The sequence below is a fragment of the Pseudomonas sp. NFIX10 genome (assembly GCF_900111955.1).
Taxonomy (GTDB): Bacteria; Pseudomonadota; Gammaproteobacteria; order Pseudomonadales; family Pseudomonadaceae; genus Aquipseudomonas; species Aquipseudomonas fluorescens_AA.
Window position 1 is genome coordinate 179,821 of record NZ_FOKH01000008.1, and the last position, 18,953, is coordinate 198,773.

16 protein-coding genes are annotated in these 18,953 nt (G+C 59.3%); 10 read left to right on the forward strand and 6 right to left on the reverse strand.

Features of this window, described 5'->3' with window-relative positions; all coding sequences use genetic code 11:
* Positions 1 to 12 precede the first annotated feature (12 nt).
* The gene (locus BM321_RS10175) at positions 13 to 936 is read right to left on the reverse strand and encodes a LysR family transcriptional regulator (RefSeq protein WP_092442401.1); all 924 of its coding nucleotides are present in this window, start codon (positions 934 to 936) and stop codon (positions 13 to 15) included.
* Positions 937 to 1,059: 123 nt separating this feature from the next.
* Here BM321_RS10175 and BM321_RS10180 point away from each other — a divergent pair, with 123 nt between their 5' ends.
* Positions 1,060 to 1,527, forward strand: coding sequence for a DUF6196 family protein (locus BM321_RS10180; RefSeq protein WP_092442402.1), 468 nt, complete (start codon positions 1,060 to 1,062; stop codon positions 1,525 to 1,527).
* A 3-nt stretch (positions 1,528 to 1,530) separates the two neighbouring features.
* Here BM321_RS10180 and BM321_RS10185 read toward each other — a convergent pair whose 3' ends face one another.
* Entirely contained in the window at positions 1,531 to 2,442 is a 912-nt protein-coding gene (locus BM321_RS10185; RefSeq protein ID WP_092442403.1) for an alpha/beta fold hydrolase, read from the reverse strand.
* Positions 2,443 to 2,445: 3 nt separating this feature from the next.
* Positions 2,446 to 3,372 (reverse strand): alpha/beta fold hydrolase, encoded by a 927-nt coding sequence (locus BM321_RS10190; RefSeq protein WP_092442404.1) that lies wholly within the window; start codon positions 3,370 to 3,372, stop codon positions 2,446 to 2,448.
* 115 nt (positions 3,373 to 3,487) lie between these two features.
* On the opposite strand from BM321_RS10190, the gene BM321_RS10195 reads away from it, so the two are divergent.
* On the forward strand, positions 3,488 to 4,468 hold the full coding sequence (locus BM321_RS10195; protein WP_092442426.1) for an AraC family transcriptional regulator: 981 nt from the start codon (positions 3,488 to 3,490) through the stop codon (positions 4,466 to 4,468).
* 69 nt (positions 4,469 to 4,537) lie between these two features.
* Here BM321_RS10195 and BM321_RS10200 read toward each other — a convergent pair whose 3' ends face one another.
* Together BM321_RS10200 and BM321_RS10205 are read right to left on the reverse strand one after the other, a co-directional pair.
* A complete protein-coding gene (locus tag BM321_RS10200; protein WP_256573401.1) occupies positions 4,538 to 6,148 on the reverse strand; it encodes a GMC family oxidoreductase in 1,611 nt (536 codons plus the stop codon).
* Positions 6,149 to 6,211: 63 nt separating this feature from the next.
* Complete coding sequence (locus BM321_RS10205) at positions 6,212 to 6,985, reverse strand: alpha/beta hydrolase (protein ID WP_092442405.1); 774 nt, start codon at positions 6,983 to 6,985, stop codon at positions 6,212 to 6,214.
* 86 nt (positions 6,986 to 7,071) lie between these two features.
* On the opposite strand from BM321_RS10205, the gene BM321_RS10210 reads away from it, so the two are divergent.
* The 4 genes from BM321_RS10210 to BM321_RS10225 all read left to right on the forward strand — a co-directional run bounded on the left by BM321_RS10210 (position 7,072) and on the right by BM321_RS10225 (position 12,646).
* Positions 7,072 to 8,511 (forward strand): HD domain-containing phosphohydrolase, encoded by a 1,440-nt coding sequence (locus tag BM321_RS10210; RefSeq protein ID WP_092442406.1) that lies wholly within the window; start codon positions 7,072 to 7,074, stop codon positions 8,509 to 8,511.
* Between the two features lie 182 nt (positions 8,512 to 8,693).
* A complete protein-coding gene (locus tag BM321_RS10215; RefSeq protein ID WP_092442407.1) occupies positions 8,694 to 9,200 on the forward strand; it encodes an RNA polymerase sigma factor in 507 nt (168 codons plus the stop codon).
* Complete coding sequence (locus BM321_RS10220; RefSeq protein WP_092442408.1) at positions 9,197 to 10,123, forward strand: FecR family protein; 927 nt, start codon at positions 9,197 to 9,199, stop codon at positions 10,121 to 10,123. The genes BM321_RS10215 and BM321_RS10220 overlap by 4 nt, the downstream gene beginning before the upstream one ends.
* A 123-nt stretch (positions 10,124 to 10,246) precedes the next feature.
* Positions 10,247 to 12,646, forward strand: a complete 2,400-nt coding sequence (locus BM321_RS10225; protein ID WP_092442409.1) for a TonB-dependent receptor — start codon at positions 10,247 to 10,249, stop codon at positions 12,644 to 12,646.
* Between the two features lie 280 nt (positions 12,647 to 12,926).
* Here the strand turns inward: BM321_RS10225 and BM321_RS10230 are convergent, their stop codons facing one another.
* Entirely contained in the window at positions 12,927 to 13,808 is an 882-nt protein-coding gene (locus BM321_RS10230) for a LysR family transcriptional regulator (RefSeq protein ID WP_092442410.1), read from the reverse strand.
* Between the two features lie 235 nt (positions 13,809 to 14,043).
* Between BM321_RS10230 and BM321_RS10235 the strand changes: the two genes are divergently transcribed.
* The 4 genes from BM321_RS10235 (at position 14,044) to BM321_RS10255 (ending at position 18,921) form a co-directional block, all read left to right on the forward strand.
* The gene (locus tag BM321_RS10235; protein ID WP_092442427.1) at positions 14,044 to 14,877 is read left to right on the forward strand and encodes a pirin family protein; all 834 of its coding nucleotides are present in this window, start codon (positions 14,044 to 14,046) and stop codon (positions 14,875 to 14,877) included.
* Positions 14,878 to 14,926: 49 nt separating this feature from the next.
* A complete protein-coding gene (locus BM321_RS10240) occupies positions 14,927 to 15,502 on the forward strand; it encodes an isochorismatase family protein (RefSeq protein WP_072458370.1) in 576 nt (191 codons plus the stop codon).
* Between the two features lie 675 nt (positions 15,503 to 16,177).
* Positions 16,178 to 17,761: an MFS transporter gene (locus BM321_RS10250; protein WP_175534911.1), complete on the forward strand. Its 1,584-nt coding sequence runs from the start codon at positions 16,178 to 16,180 to the stop codon at positions 17,759 to 17,761.
* Entirely contained in the window at positions 17,758 to 18,921 is a 1,164-nt protein-coding gene (locus tag BM321_RS10255; protein ID WP_175534912.1) for an HlyD family secretion protein, read from the forward strand. Before BM321_RS10250 ends, BM321_RS10255 begins: the two co-directional genes overlap by 4 nt.
* Positions 18,922 to 18,953: the final 32 nt, after the last annotated feature.

The following is an 18,953-nucleotide window of genomic DNA, read 5'->3' on the forward strand; positions in this document are numbered from 1 at the left end:
AAACGCCAAATATCAGCCCTCGCTGCTCCGGGCTTGTGGCACGCCGAGAGCGACGACTACTTCGTCTATGAAGCGCCTGACCTTTGCCGAGGGACGACGGTCGGCTGGATATATCAGATTCACGGGGTAGGTAGGTCCTTCGAAGTCTTCGAAGAGTACGACCAGCTCCCCACGTTGCACGTAGGGCGCAAGCACGTCCTCTACACAGAGCGTGATGCCGAAATCCGACAACGCTGCGTTTACCTTGGCCAGGGTGTTATTGACTTTCAGTCGGCTCGCAATGGGGATCGAAAATGTCTGCCTGTCTTTCGTAAACCGCCAAAGCTTGTCCGTCATTCGATCAGAAAACAGATAGCCCAGACAGTCATGGTCCACGAGTTGCTGGGGGTGGAGCGGGGTCCCTTTGCGCGACAGGTAACCTGGAGATGCGCAGGCGAACATCTTGAAAGGTTTCAAACCGCGTTGTACCAACGCTGCACTGTCGGCTAATCGCGGTTTTCCTAGCCGGAAAACCACTTCGTATCCTTCCTCCACGATATTCACAAACCTGTCTGTCAATTCCAATTCAATTTCGGTTTCTGGATAGCGCGTCAGATACTGGGTAAGGAACGGGATTAATCGATGGGAGCCATAATTATAAGGTGCGCTGATCCTTATCTTTCCGCGCGGTGTTGAGTTCCCTGCAAGTGCCAGCGCTTCGGCGTCCTCGACGTCGCTCAGGATGGCCTTGCAGCGCAGATAATATTCTTTTCCCAAGGCGGTCAGGCTTTGTCGGCGAGTGGTTCGGGTGATCAGTTTGAGACCCAGCTGCGATTCCAGATTGCCGACCTGTTTGGCAATCTGTTGCGGGGTGACGCCCAATACAGCCGCCGCTGCCGAAAAGGAACTTGATTCGGCGGCGGCAACGAAAGCCGCCATGCTTTTCAGCTTATCCATATCTACAACCTTTGGTTGTCAATGTTGCTCTGTATCGAACGTTTATCTTGGAAATCTTCCTGCTTAACATGCCTTAGGTCAATCAAAGGTAGCGCCTTGCGCTTATAGGTCGGGAGAGCTGGAATGGTGAACATATCGCATGAAACGACAGAGGCCGCGGAGCGTCGACTGTTACGCGTGACTGCCCAGGCGCGCGTCCGGTTCTTTACCGGCACGTATGCGTTTTTAGAATTTCCGTTGTCATCTTTTCCAGACGCAGTACGTCCTGACGCGCTGGCGCTCGTTCGGGATGACAACGTATGGAGTCAACTGGTCCCTTGCGATGCCGTCGACCAGGAGCTGTTCGGTGTCTTCCGCTTTCATTTTCCAGAGGGTGCAGACAACAGTGGGTTTGTAGGGTGGTTGGCGACTCGACTCAAACAGCGCTTTGGAACGGGTGTTTTCGTCACTTGCGGCCAACATCGAGATGACGGGGGAATATTTGATTATTGGGGCGTCCCGGCCACGTTGGCCTCGGATGTCTTCAGGGAGATCCAGGCTCTGGTTGATGGGCCCTTGATCGTTGCATCGCAACGAGACCTCAGGCCCTGAGTATCAGACATCACGCCGGGCAAGGAATGGCTTCAGTGCGGCCAATACTTGCGCTGGAGTGTCTTCTGGCTGCAAATGCCCACCGCCAGTGGAGGTACCACTGACGTCGGTTGCCCAACGTCGCCAGATATCGGCGGGCGTAGGTCGGCCTTTCGTGTGTTCTGCGTCGGGCCATAGAACCAGCACTGGGCAGTGTATTTTCCGACCCGCTGCGAAGTCAGCGGCGTCTTGCGCCAGGTCTTCATCCATCGCAGCTCGATAGTCTTCAAGTATGGCGTGACGCACCGAGGGTTTTCGGAATGCTGCCCTATAGGCCTCCATTGCCGTCGCCTCAATAACGTCTCGCCCCTCTGTCATTTGCGCCAAAGCAGCATTGATGAAAGCATCCGGGTCCGCTGCAAGTAAGCGTTCCGGCAGATCGGCCTTTTGAGCAAATAAAAACCAGTGGAAAGCCTTGGTGGCGGCGCGGAAGTCCATGGAGGCCATCGCGTCCAGAGTGGGCACCACGGTAAGGGAGGCGAAGGCGTTGACTGAGTCGGGATGGTCCAGCACCAGGCGATACCCAGCCCGTGCTCCCCGATCATGGCCAACCACTGCGAATCGCCTGTAGCCCAGCGCATCCATAAGGGCTACCAGCGCATCACCGACACGTCGCTTTGTCCATCTTGGGGTCGTCTCCAGAGGCTGACTCGAGCCATACCCCGGAAGGTCCGGGATAATCACCGTATGATTCTTCGCTAACTCAGGTGCAATCCGCCTCCAAGCGATATGAGTCTGCGGGTAGCCGTGAAGGAGCAGAACTGGCAGGCCTTCGCCACCAATGGCTCCAGCGAATTGCACGCCACCGGCCATTACCTCGAGAGGCCGGAATCCAGGAAAGAACGGTGCAGATGTTGTGCCCGTAAGATTAGTCATCAGTCACCTCGCTATACCCTTTGTCGCGGTGCTAGCCGACGCCATGAACTTCGCCAGATCTTGATTGAATCGTGGCGCTTCTTCCAGGAATGGGGCATGACCCGAGTTTTCATAAATTTTCGTTTGAATGTGAGCATTCAGCTGTTTGGCACGGGCGATGCTGGGTTGGACTTGGACGAGCTCATCCTTTGCGCCATACAGCATCAGGACAGGTATGCGCGCTTTCGGCAAACCCTCTGCGATAGAGACAGTCATTGAAGGGGTGGCGCGGGTCATCGTCCAGGAAGCCATGGAGGCATTGGATAACAGCAATTCGAATGTCGATCCATCTGGCTGGGTGTGGAAGCAGAGTGCAAGGAAAGTCCGTACAGCGTTCAAGTGGGTCTTCAGATCGTCAGACGCCAGGCCGCTATACACATCGGGATGGGCAGTAATCAGCGCAGCGTTGAGTTCGATTACACCGTCGACATACATGACGCCACCGAGGTCAGCGTCACCATAGGCGGCAAGGTAGTTGGATATGACCACGCCGCCCAACGACCAGCCGACCAATACCGGATGGTCGCTGCCCGTAGCCTTGATCACCGCTGCCAAGTCATCGGCATACCGGCGCCCGTCGGTGTATGCATCCGCGTTTGTGGGCATATCGGAAAGACCATGGCCGCGCAGGTCATAGGTGACCATCCGGTAGCGTTGCAGCTCGGGGCTACTCGTCTGCCTCTCCCAATTGAGTCGACTCCCGAGCAAGCCATGAATGAAGATAATGGTGGGGCCGTCGGGGTTTCCTGACTCTTGTACCGCGAGCTTGACCCCATCCGGTGCCGTCACTGTGTAGCGCTTGTCTGCCGCCATGCTCGTTGACGAGAGGCCAGCTAACAAAACGACAAGCCAGGCGCCACGTAATAGCCGGGTGAGGAGAGGGTGATTCATGGGATTGCTTCCAGACTCAAGGTTGATGAGGAGAGTCTAGAGAGCGGGTTCAGGACGGTCTATGATCCAGGGTGCGGACATGTTGATCATTCGTCCAGACTCCAAGGTTCCCTCTATGCAAACCAATTCCAGTGAGCTGATCAGCGAATTGCTAATGGGCATGCGCCTTTTCGGCGTTCAATTTCGCAGAATGGAAATTCCCAAGCCCTTGGGGGTTGGCTTCAGCAACGAAATAGGACGAGCACAATTTCATTTCGTCGGACGTGGGCCCGTCTGGCTGCGCAGCCCCGGCGCAGATCTGTATAGGCTCGATACCGGGGATGCAGTGCTCATCCCCCGTGGAGGGTCCCATGGGGTGTTGTCCACCGAAGACACGCTTGTTGCAGATGTAAAGCCGTTTGCCTTGGACGCTGTCATCGAGGTTAAACGCCGCGAGCAGGGCACTTGCGATGAGATGAGCGCGCAGGACGATGCGGTTATCTTCAGTTGCTGCATGGAACTGGAGCTTGGCGGGATGCAGCCTCTTGTTTCTGCGATGCCGGAGGTTCTGCTGGTGAGCACGCTCCTGGACAGATCACCCGAAATCCGTCCCATGCTTGAGGCAATGGAGCGGGAATCGCTCACATTACAACCTGGGCACATGGGCATTTTGGCGCGCCTGGCCGAAGTGGTCGCCGCGCTCATCGTACGAAGTTGGGTGGCAGGCGGATGCGATAGTGCCACCGGATGGTTAAGCGCGTTAAGGGATCCCCGACTGAGCAGGGCTATCGTCATGATGCACAAGCATCCCGGTAAACATTGGACAGTGGCGATGCTTGCGAACGAAGCCAATCAGTCTCGATCGGTGTTTGCGCAGCGCTTTCTTCTGGCGACAGGCGTTTCTCCACTTCGATACCTGACAGATTTGAGAATGCGTTTGGCTTTTCTAAGTTTGAGCCGAGAGCATCAACCTGTCGAAACCGTCGCCAGCCAATTGGGGTACGGCTCATTGGCCGCCTTTAGCCGGGCTTTCAAACGTTCGGTGGGCTTGTCTCCCAGTGCTGTGCGGGCCGCGAACACCCCGGCTGAGCAGACAACGGGCACAATTGCAGGTTGATCTTCATGGACCCGCGGGCAGTCAAGGTGCCCTCGGCATGGCGGTCCCGCTTTGCCTCCCTGGCTGACGCTATCTTCCAGTTGGGGGCGTCGTTCCTTTTTTGACTGAAAGAGGTCCGTTCTCCAACGCCTCGACACCCTGGGCCGCGAGGACGAGATCCGCTGCCCGCTCGCCAATGACCACACAAGGCGCCATGGTGTTGCCGACGGTGATTCGCGGCATGATCGAGGCATCCGCGATCCGCAATTTCTCGATGCCATACACGCGCAGCTGATGGTCGACCACAGACATTTCATCTCGGCCCATTTTCGCGGTGCAGGACGGGTGCCAATAGGATACGGCGGAATTGCGGATGAACTGCTCCATGGCGCGGTGCGCTTTCGGCCCGGGCACCACCTCGCGCTTTACCAAGTGGTTGAAGGTTTCGCTGTTCCCGAGTGCCCTGCAGAGGTCGATCGATGCAAATGCCGCCGCTATGTCCTCGGGCGCGCTCAGCGAGTTCGGCTCGATGAGTGGCGCATCCGACGGCCCGGCGCCCGATAGACGCAGGCGCCCTCGACTGACAGGCCTGGCCAGCCCTGCGAACATCGTCCAACCCTGTTGCGGTGGCTGGATACCCACTTCAGCAGGAGAGGGCACCGCAAATTCAAGCTGACAATGCAGCAGGTCCGGGGCGTCCAGGCGACTGTCGCTTTTCCAGTACAACGTGGTTTCACAACCGCCGCCACCAACCGCCTGGGGTTGCAGGTACTCCCAGGTACAGCCAAAGGCAATATGATCCTGAAGATTCTGACCCACACCGGGAAGGTGACTGATCGGGACGATGCCATGGGTGCGCAGTTCACCCTCCGGGCCGATGCCTGACTGCATGAGCACCTTGGGCGTGTTCACCGCGCCCATGGACAAGACGACTTCGGCCTCGGCAAAGAAGCGGTGCCGTTGCCCTTCGATGATCACTTCCACACCGACCGCCCTGGTGCCGCTAAGCAGGACACGGGCCACCAGCGCGCCGGTGAGGACGGTCAGGTTCGGTTGGTGCAGCCGTGGCCGGACATAGGAATCGTAAACGGATTCGCGCCTGCCCTGGTTGATGCGTAGATCGGTGATCGCGGCCCCGCCGGGGCCTTCCATCATCGCTCCGTTGGGACTGTCATATCGGGGGATACCCAAACGACTGGCCGCTTCCAGGGTTGCCCAGGCGAGGGGTTGAGGCGAAGCCGGCTGCTCGACATGCACGGGGCCGCCTGAACCACGCCGTGCGGCATCCGGGCTACCGTGCCAGTTCTCGATCCTGCGGTAGTAATCCAGTACCGAATCGTATCCCCAGGCGCAGTCGCCGGACTCGGCGGCGAAGTGATCCCAGTCCGATCGATGCCCGCGTGCCCAGACCATCACGTTGATGCTGGAGCCACCTCCGAGTCCCTTGCCCATGTTCAAGGGAAGACGACGCCCGTTGAGGTGGGGATCGGGTTGTCCTGCGAATGCCCAATCGCGCTCTGAACCGAGGTTCAGCGGCCATTGCGCCGGCTCTGTAACTTCAGGGCCGGAATATTCGTTGCCTGCTTCAATCAACAACACGCGTGTGTTGTCCTGTTGGGCAAGGCGGGCCGCGACCACGCAGCCCGCCGTACCCGCACCACACACGATGAAGTCGTAGTTCCGATCACGCCGATGATTCATGCGTCCGTCCATATCGATGCAGTGGTTGGGTCCAAGGTTATCAGGGGGGCCGCGTCGCAGCGATCACTGCTCGCCGACGCTTTTCACGGCCTCGAGAATCACCTTGGCCACTTCGGCCGGCTGCGACTGCTGGGGCACATGGCTGGCGTGCACCTGCGCCAGGGTGGCGCCGATACGCTTGGCGGCGGAACGCTGGACATCGGGATGGATCATCCGGTCCTCGGTGGCGAGCAGATACCAGGACGGTTTGGTCTTCCAGGCAGAGACGCTCGTTTTGTCCTCGAACGCGGATGCCTTGATAGGGCCTTGCGTCGCGGTCATCACGGCGGTTTGCGCCGCTGGAAGATCCTGGGCGAAGTCCTTGGCCATGCCTTCAGGGGTCAAGTAGAGGAAACCGTTGCCGTCAGCCTTGATCTGACTGATGCCCGGGGGCGTGGGCGCGCCTTTGCCTTGTTCGCCGCTGGTTTGACCGGCATCGGGGGCGAAAGCGGCGACGTACACCAGGGCGCGGACTTTCTTGTCGTTGCCGGCCTGGGTAATCACGGTGCCGCCCCAGGAATGACCGACCAGTACGACCGGCCCCGTCTGATTGTTCAGCGTTCTTTGCGTTGCAGCGACATCGTCGGCAAGCGAGGTGAGCGGGTTTTGCACGACCGAAACGGCAACCCCCTTGGCCTGCAGAAGCGGCACGACCTTGGCCCAATCGGAGCCGTCGGCGAATGCGCCGTGTACGATGACTACCGAAGGCGTTGTATCTTGGGCCTGGCTGATACCTGCGGCCAATGTGCTTGCAAGGGCGAAGGCGAGGGTGACGGCTTTTGATCTGAATGTTTTCATGGGATGAACTCCTGTGTGGGAGCTCAATTCTGCTGACTGGTCTGATTCGTGGGCATCGGTCATTTATCCGACCCCAAGGCATTTTCATGGAGAGCGCGTTGCAACTGGACATCTCATTGAGCGCAGCGCTGCAGGCGATCGGTCAGGTCGGGGACCTCAGCATGGGCCAGCCACTCGGGCATTCCCGACGGGTGGCCGCATTGGCGCGCAGGCTGGCGCAGGCCTCACACGGCGATGGCGAGCACCTGAAGGTAGCGGAACAGGTCGCCTTGCTGCGCTGGTCCGGCTGCACCGCCAACGCCGAAGGGTTTGCGGATCTGCTCGGCGATGACGTCGATGGCCGCCGTGCGATGCTCGACCTGACCCTGAGCAAAGAGGCTATGAACGCGGTGCATCAGGCGACCCCGCTGGCCGTCGTGCACTGCGAGGTCTCTGGCCAAGTCGCGAAAACCCTCGAACTGGGGGCCGCTGTCGAGGCAGGCTTGTGCCGCGTATTCGAAACCTACGACGGGACTGGCCGGCCGCTGGGCTTGACCCATGAGCACATTCCGGAGGTCGCCTATCAGGTGGTGCTTGCAGGTGATCTGGATATTCTCAGTCGAGCACATGGCTTGGACGCGGCGCTGCGCTGGATCCACGACCAGTCGGATCGGCGCTATCCCGCTGCCCTTGCGTCGTTGCTCAGGGATAACGCCAGGGCGTGGCTGGCAGACCTGGAAGGCTCCTCCCAAACCCCGACCCATGAGGACACCGAACGCTCCGTCTCGCTGACCTTGGTTGGGGACGTGATTGACTTGAAGCTACCCTGGCTGGCGGGGCATTCGCGGCGGGTGGCGCATGTCGCCATGGAGGCTGCACGCTTGTGGGGGCTAGATGAACCCACCCTGACAGCGCTCGGAAAGGCGGCGCTCGTCTACGGTCTGGGCCGGGCAGCCGTTTCCAACCAACTCTGGAACACCGCCGGGGCGCTTCCTTATGGCGCCGCGGAGCGGGTGCACCTGGTTCCCTACTGGACGCAACAGGCGCTCAGGCCTATCAGTGAACTGGCCGTGCCTGCGGAAATTGCCTCCCATGCCTACGAACGGCTCAACGGCAGTGGCTACTTTCGAGGCGTGATGGGGGATGCCCTGTGTGCCGAGCATCGGCTGTTCGCCACTTCCGTAGCCTGGGTCGCACTCAGGGAAGCCAGGCCATGGAGGGCGGCCCACGGTGAATCCGAGGCGGCCCAGCTGCTGGAGCAGGATGCCGCCAGTGGTCTGTTCGACAAGACTGTATGCGAAGCGGTTATCGCCGCTGCACGTGGCGAGCGTCTGACTCATCAGCCGAAGGGTTCGTTACTCACCGCACGGGAGTGTCATGTACTCCTGGAAATCAGCCGTGGCGCCAGTAACAAGCAGGTGGCGCGACTGCTGGACATCAGTCCGAGCACCGTTCGCACACACATGGAGAGCATATTTCGCAAATTGGAATGCTCGACCCGAGCTGCCGCGACCCTGAAGGCACTGACGCTGGGCTTGATCTCCTGATGCCAAGGCGCGGCAGGTTGAACATTCGAAGCTCGGCAACAGGAGGTCTGGCAGGCCTTCTCCTTTGACGGTCAACCTCGTACGGGGGAGGGCCGCGACCCGCGTGTGTTTGTTTTTGGTGTGATTGAAAGTCATTATCATTTGATATATTCTCGCGATTCCTCCTCGCTTGAGTCGCTTGCGTGTCCAGGCCATCCGATCCTCATTCCGCCGACGGCCAGTTCGAGAGCCATTCGAGCGAGCTGCTGCGCTTCCTCACGCGGCAGGTGAAGTGCGCAGAGCTGGCGGCCGACCTGCGCCAGGAGACTTGGCTGCGCTTTCGTCGGTGCGAGTCCGGGAAGGAGATCGGCAATCTTCGTGCGTTCCTCTATCGCATCGCGCGCAACCTGATCATCGACTACCGCCGTCAGCAAAAATCGCGCCCCGTCGAGGAGGAGATATCCATCGAATTGGTCAGTGCCCAGCCGGGTCCGGAGCGAGCGGCAAGCGACGCCCAGCGCCTGGAGCGACTGCAGGGCGTGGTCCAGGGTTTGCCACCGCATCAGCGTCAGGCGTTGTTGTGGAATCGCCTGGACGGGCTGACCCAGCGTGAGATCGGCGAGCGCCTGGGTGTCTCGGAAAGCATGGCCGGACGCTATATCCTGAAGGCCCTCGAACACTGCCAAAAGCAGATGGACCCGCAGCCGTGACTCATCCTTCGCTTCTCGACCAGGCCCGGCAATGGCAGGTGCTGCTGCATTCTGGCCGCGCCACCGCTGCCGATCGCGCTGCCGCGCAGGCCTGGCGCCAGGCGGCGCCCGAGCACGAGCAGGCGTTGCGTGAGGTGGAAGGGCTGTGGTCGTTGCTCGGCCAGATAGAACGTCCGGCCGAGCAGCCTCAGGTGCGCGTGCTGCGTCGTCGTCGACTGTGGGCGGCTCCGCTGGCCTGCGCCGCGATGCTGTTGCTCGCCCTGTGGCTACCGCGGGGCACCTGGATTGGCCTGTATGCCGACATCAGCACCCAGCCGGGGGAGGTGCGCGAGGTGCGTCTGGCCGATGGTTCGCTGTTGACCCTTAACGGCGATTCGGCGCTGGACTGGCAGTTTGTCGACGGTCGCCGCGAGGTCAGGTTGTACCGCGGCGAGGCTGATTTCCAGGTTGCCCATGACCCGGCCCGACCGTTCATTGTCAGGGCCGGCGAGGCGCGCATTCGCGTCACCGGCACGCGCTTCGATGTGCGTCTGGAGGAGGGCGGTGTCGACCTCGCGGTAAGCGAGGGCCGCGTGCTGGCCTCCAGCGAGGGGCGCGAACCGCTGCCGGTGGTCGGCGGGCAGCAGGTGCAGTGGCGCGGCGCGGCGCTGCAGGCGCCGCAGGCATTGGATGCGCGCCAGCGCTTGGGCTGGCAGCGCGGCAAGCTGGTCTTCCGCGACCGACCGCTGGAGCAAGTGTTCGCCGAGCTTGAGCGCAGCCAGTCTGCGCGGGTGCTGTTTGTCGACGAAGCCGCTCGCCGGCTACAGGTGACCGGCGTGTTCGCCCTTGACGACCCACAGGCGGTGTTGAGTGCTGTGGAAACCACCTTGCCTGTGCGTCTGGTGCGCCTGCCGGGGTTGATCCTGGTCACATCGCGCCGCTGAGACCCGCGCCTGTCCCTCAAAAAAAGAAAATATTTAGGCGGCGATGGTTCAGAAATCATCTCCGCCTTCGTCTTCCGTTCCTGCAAATGCGACTTCTTCGTATTGATAGCCAAGGACATCAGCATGCGGTCGACCTCCTTCCTCGCGGCGCTAGCCGTTCTTCCCCTGGCCATGGCCGCCGCACAGGCGCAAGCCGTCCAGCTCGACGTGCCTGCCCAGCGGCTCGACGCGGCGCTCACCGATTTCGCCGAGCAGGCCGATGTGCGGCTGCTCTACGACGCTGGTCTGACCCGTGGCAGCGCCATGGTGCCGGCGCTCAAGGGCGACTATTCGGTGGTCGACGGCCTGCAGCGGTTGTTGGAGGGCAGCGGCCTGACCTTCCAGACCGGCAACGACGGCACCATCACCCTGGTGCGACTGCCCGAGCAGGGCGTGTTGGAGCTGGGCCCGACCACCATCAGCGGGCTCGCCGAAGGCCGTGCCGACCTGCCAGCCGAGTACGCCGGTGGGGAGGCGGCGCGGGGTGCCCGCATCGGCGTACTGGGCAATCAGGACATGCAAGATGTGCCCTTCGCCTTCTCCAGCTACACCTCCGAACTGATTGAGAAGCGCCAGGCGCAGACCCTGGCCGATGTGCTGGCCAGCGATCCGGGCGTGCGTCAGTCGTTCGGCTTCGGCAACTTCTCCCAGGTGTTCGTCGTGCGCGGGTTCCAGCTGTTCAGCGACGACATTGCCTTCAACGGGCTGTACGGCATTCTGCCGCGCCAGATCATCTCCACCGAGTCGGTCGAGCGGGTCGAGGTGTTCAAGGGGGCCAACGCCTTTGTCAATGGCGTGTCGCCGTCGGGCAGCGGTGTCGGCGGGGCGATCAACGTGGTCTCCAAGCGTGCCGAAGACACCCCCACGCGCAGCGCCACCCTGGACTACGCCAGCGACAGCCGAGTGGGCGGGCACCTCGACCTGGGCCAGCGCTTCGGCGAGGACAACCGCTTCGGCGTGCGGGTGAACCTGGCCCAGCGCGAGGGCGAGACCGCGGTGGACGATGAGCACTCGCGCTTCAGCCTGGCCACCCTCGGTCTGGACTACCGCGGTGACCGTCTGCGCCTGTCCGCGGACCTCGGTTACCAGAAGCAACGGGTCAATGAGGGGCGCTCGGTGGTCTACCTCACCACGACGGGACCTACCAGCACACTCAACGGCAAGACGCCGTCGGCACCCGACTCCGACCACAACTACGCGCAACCCTGGAGTTGGTCGCAGCTCGAAGACACCTATGGCATGTTCAGCGCCGAGTACGACCTGTCGCCCACCTGGACCGCCTACCTGAGCGCAGGCGGCAAATACACGCGGGAGAACGGTGTCTACGCCTCCAACTACGTCTACGGCGCGAATGGCGACGCCCGTATCGGCCGCCTCTATTCGCCGCTGGATCAGGAAACCCTGAGCGCCGTCACCGGGCTGCGCGGCGAACTCGCCACCGGGCCGGTCAGCCACAGCATCAACCTGGCCGCCAACGGCATTTGGCAGGAGAAGCGCAACGCGTTCGAGACCACCGCGGCGGGCAGTCGCGGCTTCGGCAATCTGTATCAGGGCCAGCCCGTCGCCGAGCCGCCGGCCACCAGCGTCTCCGGCGATATCCACGACCCGGACACCACCGCCAAGGTGCAGAACCGTAGCCTGGCGGTGTCCGACACCCTGGGCGTGCTCGACGACCGCGTGCTGCTCACCCTGGGCGTGCGCCGCCAGTCCATCGGTGCCGACGCCTGGAACGCGGCCAGCGGTGCCCGCACCTCCAACTATCAGGAAAGCATCACCACGCCGGCCTATGGCCTGGTGATCAAGCCCACCGAGTACCTGTCGCTCTATGCCAACCGCGTCGAGTCTCTGCAACAGGGCCCGACTGCGCCGGCCGCCGCGCTCAACAACGGCGAGATGTTCGCACCCTATCGCTCCAAGCAGACCGAGGTGGGTGCCAAGCTCGATTGGGGTACCTTCGGCGGCAGCCTCAGCCTGTTCCGCATCGAGCAGCCCCAGGGCGTGCTCGGCGGCGATGGCTACTACCGAGTGGATGCCGAGCAGCGCAATCGCGGCGTGGAACTGAGCCTGTTCGGCGAGCCCCTGGACGGCCTGCGCCTGTTGAGCGGCGCCACCTGGACCAAAGCCGAACTTAGCGGCACCACCGGCGGTCGCGACGATGGCAACCAGGCAGTGGGTGTGCCGAAATTCCAGTTCAATCTGGGCGCCGATTGGGATGTGCCCGGCTTGCCCGGGGTGAGCCTGAACGGCCTGCTACTGCGCACCGGCGGCCAGTTCGTTGACAGCGCCAACGACTACAGCATCCCCGCCTGGACCCGCGTCGACCTGGGCGCGCGCTATCGGACGAAAATGGAGGGCCGCGCGCTGACCTTCAACGCGATGCTGGAGAACGTCGCCGACGAGAGCTACTGGGCCTCGGCCAACGGTGGTTATTTGACTCAAGGTGCACCGCGTACGCTGAAGGTGTCGGCTACTGTTGATTTCTGAGGTCGCTCACGATAGAGAGGCGCCGTCGCAAGCTGTGTGATCACGCGAAGTCGGTTTCGCCAAGCGCTCTGAGAGGCTGCATTTGCGGCCTCCGTCGTTATTGATTTGATTGGAGTCTTGCGCGCTAGTCAGGGATCGGCCAATAGCGGTCATCAAACGTCTACAAAAGAAAATGAACACTGTTTCATCACAATTTCGCCCGCATCTTGAGCTGATTTGGAATGAGTGAGGCTGAAACGGAAAGAATCAAAGCTTGCATCAATGACACCAGGACTCGCATTTACAGATCAGATAGACGCTGATGCAAGAAGTCTATAAATCGCTGTGTCTTGGCCGGAAGTAATCGAGTTTCGGTGACTGCATAAACAGGTACCGGCGTTGCTTTCCAGTCTGGCAAAATTCTACGAAGTCGCCCAGCAGCAACGTCTTCTACCACGACGCGCTCCGCGAGCATTGCGATCCCCATGTCCAAAGTGGCCAGACGCTGAGTCATTGCTACGCTGTTTACCGTAAGACTGCTATCAACAGAAATTTGAGCTGTTTCGCCCTCATGTTGCAATGTCCATGAACTTTCGCTTGGTGCACGCATACGGAGGCACTTATGTCCCTTTAGCTCATCAGGATGACTCGGCTCTCCGGCAATTTCCAGATACTTAGGCGACGCATAGAGGTATCGTGGCAGAGAAGCAAGCCGCCTCGCGATCAGATTTGAATTCGCTGGATATCCCATTCGGATGGCAACATCTAGGGGCTCACTGACCAAATCGGCTAGCCTTGACGTTAAATCGAATTCGAAAGTTATTCCTGGATAAAGCAAAGAAAACTCTGCAATCAGCGGGGCTAAAAAAACTATCGCAAAACCTTCCGGTACTGACGCGCGCAACACGCCTCTTGGCTGAGCGAGCATATCGCCCAACTGCTCATGCACCAGCCGCGCCTCTTCCACGATGCGCCTACTGCGCTCGTAATACAGTTGTCCTGCCTCCGTCGGTTCGACCTTGCGTGTGGTGCGATGCAATAGCCGTAACCCTATCGCTTTCTCCAATGCACCAATACGCCTGGACAAAGTCGAGTTGGGTATGCCCAAGGCGTCGGCCGCTCCCCGAAAGCCCTTAGCTTTCACCACTTCGACAAACAGTGCCATGTCATCAAGATGGCTCATACCTTTGCTCCAATAATGGATCAGTGAATTCCGTAGACACCTATTTATCCCAAAAGAGAGCGGGGTCATCATGAGTTATAGCAATTCCTAGGAACTAGCCATGAGCCAAGATTCGTCCTCCGATACAAACTATCTTCTCAACCGCCGACGGCAGGACTTGGACGACGAGCTCGATACGCTGGCCTTTGCGCAAGCAAAACCTGTTGTTTCTCCGGTAATTTGCCGCCTGCGTCCGATGAACTTGAGCAGCCATTTTCGCGCCTATTCGTTGCGCGGTGATGGACCCCGTGGCGAACCTATTGACCCGATTCTGGGGGTTGATCATGCGTGGATCAGCGCGCCTCAGTTTCCGGCCCATCCGCATGCAGGTTTTTCCGCAGTGTCCTATCTCTTCCTCGATTCGGAAACCGGCATCGACAATCGTGACTCACTGGGTAATCACAACATAATCCAGCCAGGAGGTCTGCATTGGACCGCCGCCGGCCGCGGGGTAGTGCACGAAGAATTCCCTGTTGAGAAAGGGAAAACTGTCCACACACTGCAGATCTTTGTGAACCTCTCCGAGGAACGGCAGCAAAATGCGCCATTTGCATTGAGCTTAGGACCGTCGGATGTCCCGGTGGTAGATGGTTCTGGCACCAAGGTGCGAGTACCGCTCGGAACCTTCGGTGGGGCTAAGTCTCCCCTGGAGACCCCGACCGAACTGACTCTCCTTGATATTGCTCTTGAGGACGGAGCTGAACTCTGCGTGCCGATCATCCCCGGCAACACGGCTTTCGTGATGCCGATCCACGGGACATTGGCGGTAAATGGACAAATTTTCGAGCGCGATAAGTTCGCTGTGCCAGCGTTCCCTGAGCAGCAGACTGTACATGAAGTCATTCTTTCGGCACCGGAAGGTAATGCAAAAGCGGTGCTTTTCAGTGGATCGCCATTACGCCAACCGGTCTATTGGCAAGGGCCGATGGCAATGGCTTCGACCGCCGCTCTGGCATCCGCGATAGCCGCCTACCAGCACGGCGAATTCGGCACATTGGATTCCCCCATCATGACGACAAATTACCTCTGATTTAGACGGATTTCCCCCCAAATTTATCGAGCCACACAAGGAGTACATCATGACTTTCCAACGACTCACCGGCGACAGCTCGGCCTTGCTCCTAATTGACCACCAAGTCGGGACTATGAGCTGGGTAGCGTCTACGACCTTCGATGAAATGAAGAAGAACGCAATCATTCTTGCCAAGGCTGCCAAAATCCTAAAAATACCGACGGTGCTTACTTCGAGCATGGAAGACGCTGCCCAGGGCCCTTTACTGAGCGAATTTGAAGACATCTTGCCCAATGAATTTGCCGCTCGCATCCAGCGCACAGGCATCGTCAATGCCATGGATGACGAAGCGTTCGCTGCTGCCGTCAAAGCGACAGGTCGCACGAAGTTCATCCTGGCTGGGGTCACAAACGATGTCTGCACGGTGTATCCGGCGCTGAGTCTGGTTGGGCAAGGCTTTGAGGTACAGGTGGTCGCAGATGCTGGCGGGTCGCCCACCAAAATCGCGGACGACATAGCGCTGCGCCGCATGGAGCGCGCCGGCGTGGTCCTGACAAGCACTAATCAGCTTATTGCTGAATTGGCGGTCAGTTGGAGCACCCCTGAAGGTGGCCAATTGGTTCAGGCATTGAACATCGGTTGAGCGCTTCCCTCCTAGCCAACGTCGGGCTGTTGATCTGCGAGGGGTCGCAACCGTAGGGAGATGGCATTGTTTGAGCCCCCTTCGGAATGCTCAAAAGATGTATGGGCGCGACGCATTTCCTCACTCACGAGCTGGTCGAAGTCTGCGCTGGGACGAGCCTTAACGTGCTCGCTTACAACGTAAGCGAGTCATGAAAATCGTTGGTGTCGAAGATTTGAGGCTCCGCTCACTATGCAGGGTATCTGGCATGGCGTGGACTGATCGGGGGACCGCCTGCAGCAACCCGTTGCCTGGGCCTCGAATGGTGGCCTACGGATAGATTTCGTCGATGAATATCGACTGGTTGCAGTCACGCTCCGCGGACGTGACGGCTCAATCGAACCTGGTCGCCGACAAATCACATTCGCCTGGTGCGATGCCCATCTGTCATCGCCAATGACCGGTCGAGGCTTCCTCACGACCGTGGAGGATGCAGCGCTGGTGGCCAGTTTACTTGCCGAAAAAGACGCCTGACGAGTAGATGAGCGCCGTGTTCGCGGCTTATGAAACGACTCGATTGCCTTCATACGGCTTGGTACCCATTCGAAGCAGCTTAGCGCCGAGTAACTTCGAGTAGCGTCACTTATTTAACTGCCAAGTGCCAGCCGTATATTGATGGCGTGGCGGAGAGTATCCATGGCGTATTCCGATCTTTTGCCGATCCGCTTCGCACTATTTGTTTCCAGTCTCGGCGCCGTTGCAGGCACTACCTTCTCTGTGATGTCGATCCTCACCATCGGCGATGTTGGTGGTGGGTTGTCAGTGAGCAGCGATGACGCTGCATGGTTGAACACGCTATACAACGTGGGCGCGATCTGCGGTTTGCCCATCGTTATGACGATGGCAGCATCATTGGGCAGAGGTCGAGCGATGTTGCTCGCCGGGCTGTTCTACACCCTCAGTTCGATCGCCGTTGCCGTTTCCCCCTTCTACGAATGGGCCTTGGTTGCACGCTTCATTCATGGCTTCTTCGGGGGAATGCTCCCTGTGCTAATGATGCAACTTGTCATGACCAGCCTGTTTCCTGGGCGCGGTCAGCTCGAAGGCATGACCCTGTTTGCGCTTGCCACGTCCATCGGTTCGGGTATAGCGGCTTTCATCGGTGGCTATCTGCTTACCGAATCCGGCTGGCGAGGCCTGTTCTGGATACAAGCAGTGGTCGGTGGCATTTATACCTTGCTGGCATCCAAAGTACTGCCAGATGAGCGCGGCGACCTCGAGTACCTCAGCAGCAAGGACTGGCCGAGCTATGCCTTTCTAGCCGCCGGACTAAGTGGCCTTATGGTCGTGATGGCAGAAGGTGAGCGTCGGTTCTGGCTGGAAACATGGTGGATTCCTGCCCTATTACTCAGCAGCCTGGTTGGCCTTGCTTACGGTGCACACTCATTGTGGATCGCACAGCGTCCGCTGTTGGTCCTGAAGATCTTCAGAAAACCGACCTTCGCCTGGGCGATCATTCTGTCGTTCATCTTCCGCTTTGGCACGCTGCTTACAGTCTGGATTGCCCCACAATATCTGGCTCGTATGCGCGGCTTCAAAGCGCAGCAGACAGGAGAACTGTTGCTGGTGATGGTGCCCGGTACGGTACTGGGTTTCGTGCTGGCATATTGGCTCGTCAGGCGCATGGACGCCCGCGTAGCGCTTTGCATTGGCTTGTTGACGTTTGCCTGGGCCGCTGCACTATGCGGTGACCTGGCCCCCGACTGGGCTCTCGATGAGTTTCGCACCCCCATTGCGCTGGTCGGCTTCGGCCAGGCGTTTGTTCAGGTGGCTTTGCTTCGATACGCTGTGTTTGGGGTCGGCAAGGAGGAAGGGACGACGTGCGGCCTTATCTTCAACCTGGCCAGAATGTATGCCCTTTTAGGTGGACTCGGAGGCCTTTGGCATCTGGTCACAGAACGCGAGAAATACCACTACGCGCGTATAGCTGAAGCGCTTGGTAGCACCGATCCCCTGACGACCCAGCGTATCGCTGAAAGCCAGTCACTCTATACACGGTTTGTCACCGATGGCGCTGCTACCCACGGCACCGCGTTGAGCAAGCTGTCCGACAGCGCAATGAATCAGGCTTATACATTGGCTTATGGCGACGCTTTTCTAGTAACCACGCTGGTGATGCTCGTGGGCGCCATCCTGGTATGGGCTTTGCCCACGCTCCCTTTTGCGACACCCCAGGCTGCTCTTCCCGTTCAACCCGCCAAGCCCGAGACCACCCGATGAATGCAATTCCAGAAAATGAACAGAAGCCTGCTACGCGTTGGGCCAGTGGTCGCAGAATACTAATTGCAGCGGTGGTTGCTAATGTGTGCTTTGTCACCGTGGCGTTTTCGTATGCGCAATGGCACAAGACAGTTGACTTCGAGCGTACCGATAACGCCTACATCAAGGGCAATCTAACCTACGTTTCACCTAAGGTCAGTGGTTACGTGACTGCCGTCGAAACGGAAAACAACCGCCAAGTCGTGCCGGGAGATGTCCTGATCCGTATAGATCCGTCGGACTATCAGGTAGCAGTCCAAACGGCAGCGGCCTCCGTTGCGCAACAAAATGCAACTCTGATGCAACTGGATCAAGAACAACGGCTGCAACAAGCTCAGATCAAGGTTTCAGAAGCCGGCGTGATATCTGCTCAAGCTTCCTTAAGCGAAACGTCAGCGGACTTTAATCGAGCACAAGCGTTGGTCGATAAAGGAGCAATCAGCCGGAAGGTATACGATCAGTCCAAGGCCGCCTGGACACGTGCGCGTGCGGCCTTGGCGCAAAACCAGTCTCAGGTCGTTTATGCCCAACAACAAATGGAAGTACTGCGTGCTGAGCGAACCGTCATCGACGCTCAGCTTGATTCCGCACAAGCGACGCTGCAACGGGCTAACAATGATCTGTCCTGGACACAGATCAAAGCGCCGCGTGAGGGGCTTGTGGCTGCGCGTAATGTTCGCTTGGGCGAATATGTAACCGCGGGTACCAGACTTATGGCGATTACACCGACCAATGATTTGTGGATCGAGGCTAACCTACGAGAAACCCAACTGGCGCGGATGCGCCAGGGTGATCGCGTACAAGTCAAAGTGGATGCCGTGCCAGATCACACGTACTGCGGATATGTGGAGAGCATTTCTGGAGCGAGTGGATCTGAGTTCGCTGTAATACCACCGGACAACGCCTCAGGAAACTTCACCAAGATCGTGCGTCGCTTCCCGATCCGTATCTTGCTGGATGCAGAGCAACCAGGTTTGGAACGGTTGGGGGTGGGTATGTCAGTTGAACCCCGCATTGCTCTGGGGTCAAGCAACGATGGAGAAGCGCGGTTCGGGCTGCTCTCGCGGATCTTTCTAGGCTCTTTTACTTGTAATCGTAAACAGCCCAAGCCTGCTGATTGATCAACATGCACCCTTCATCAAGCAGGATGGAG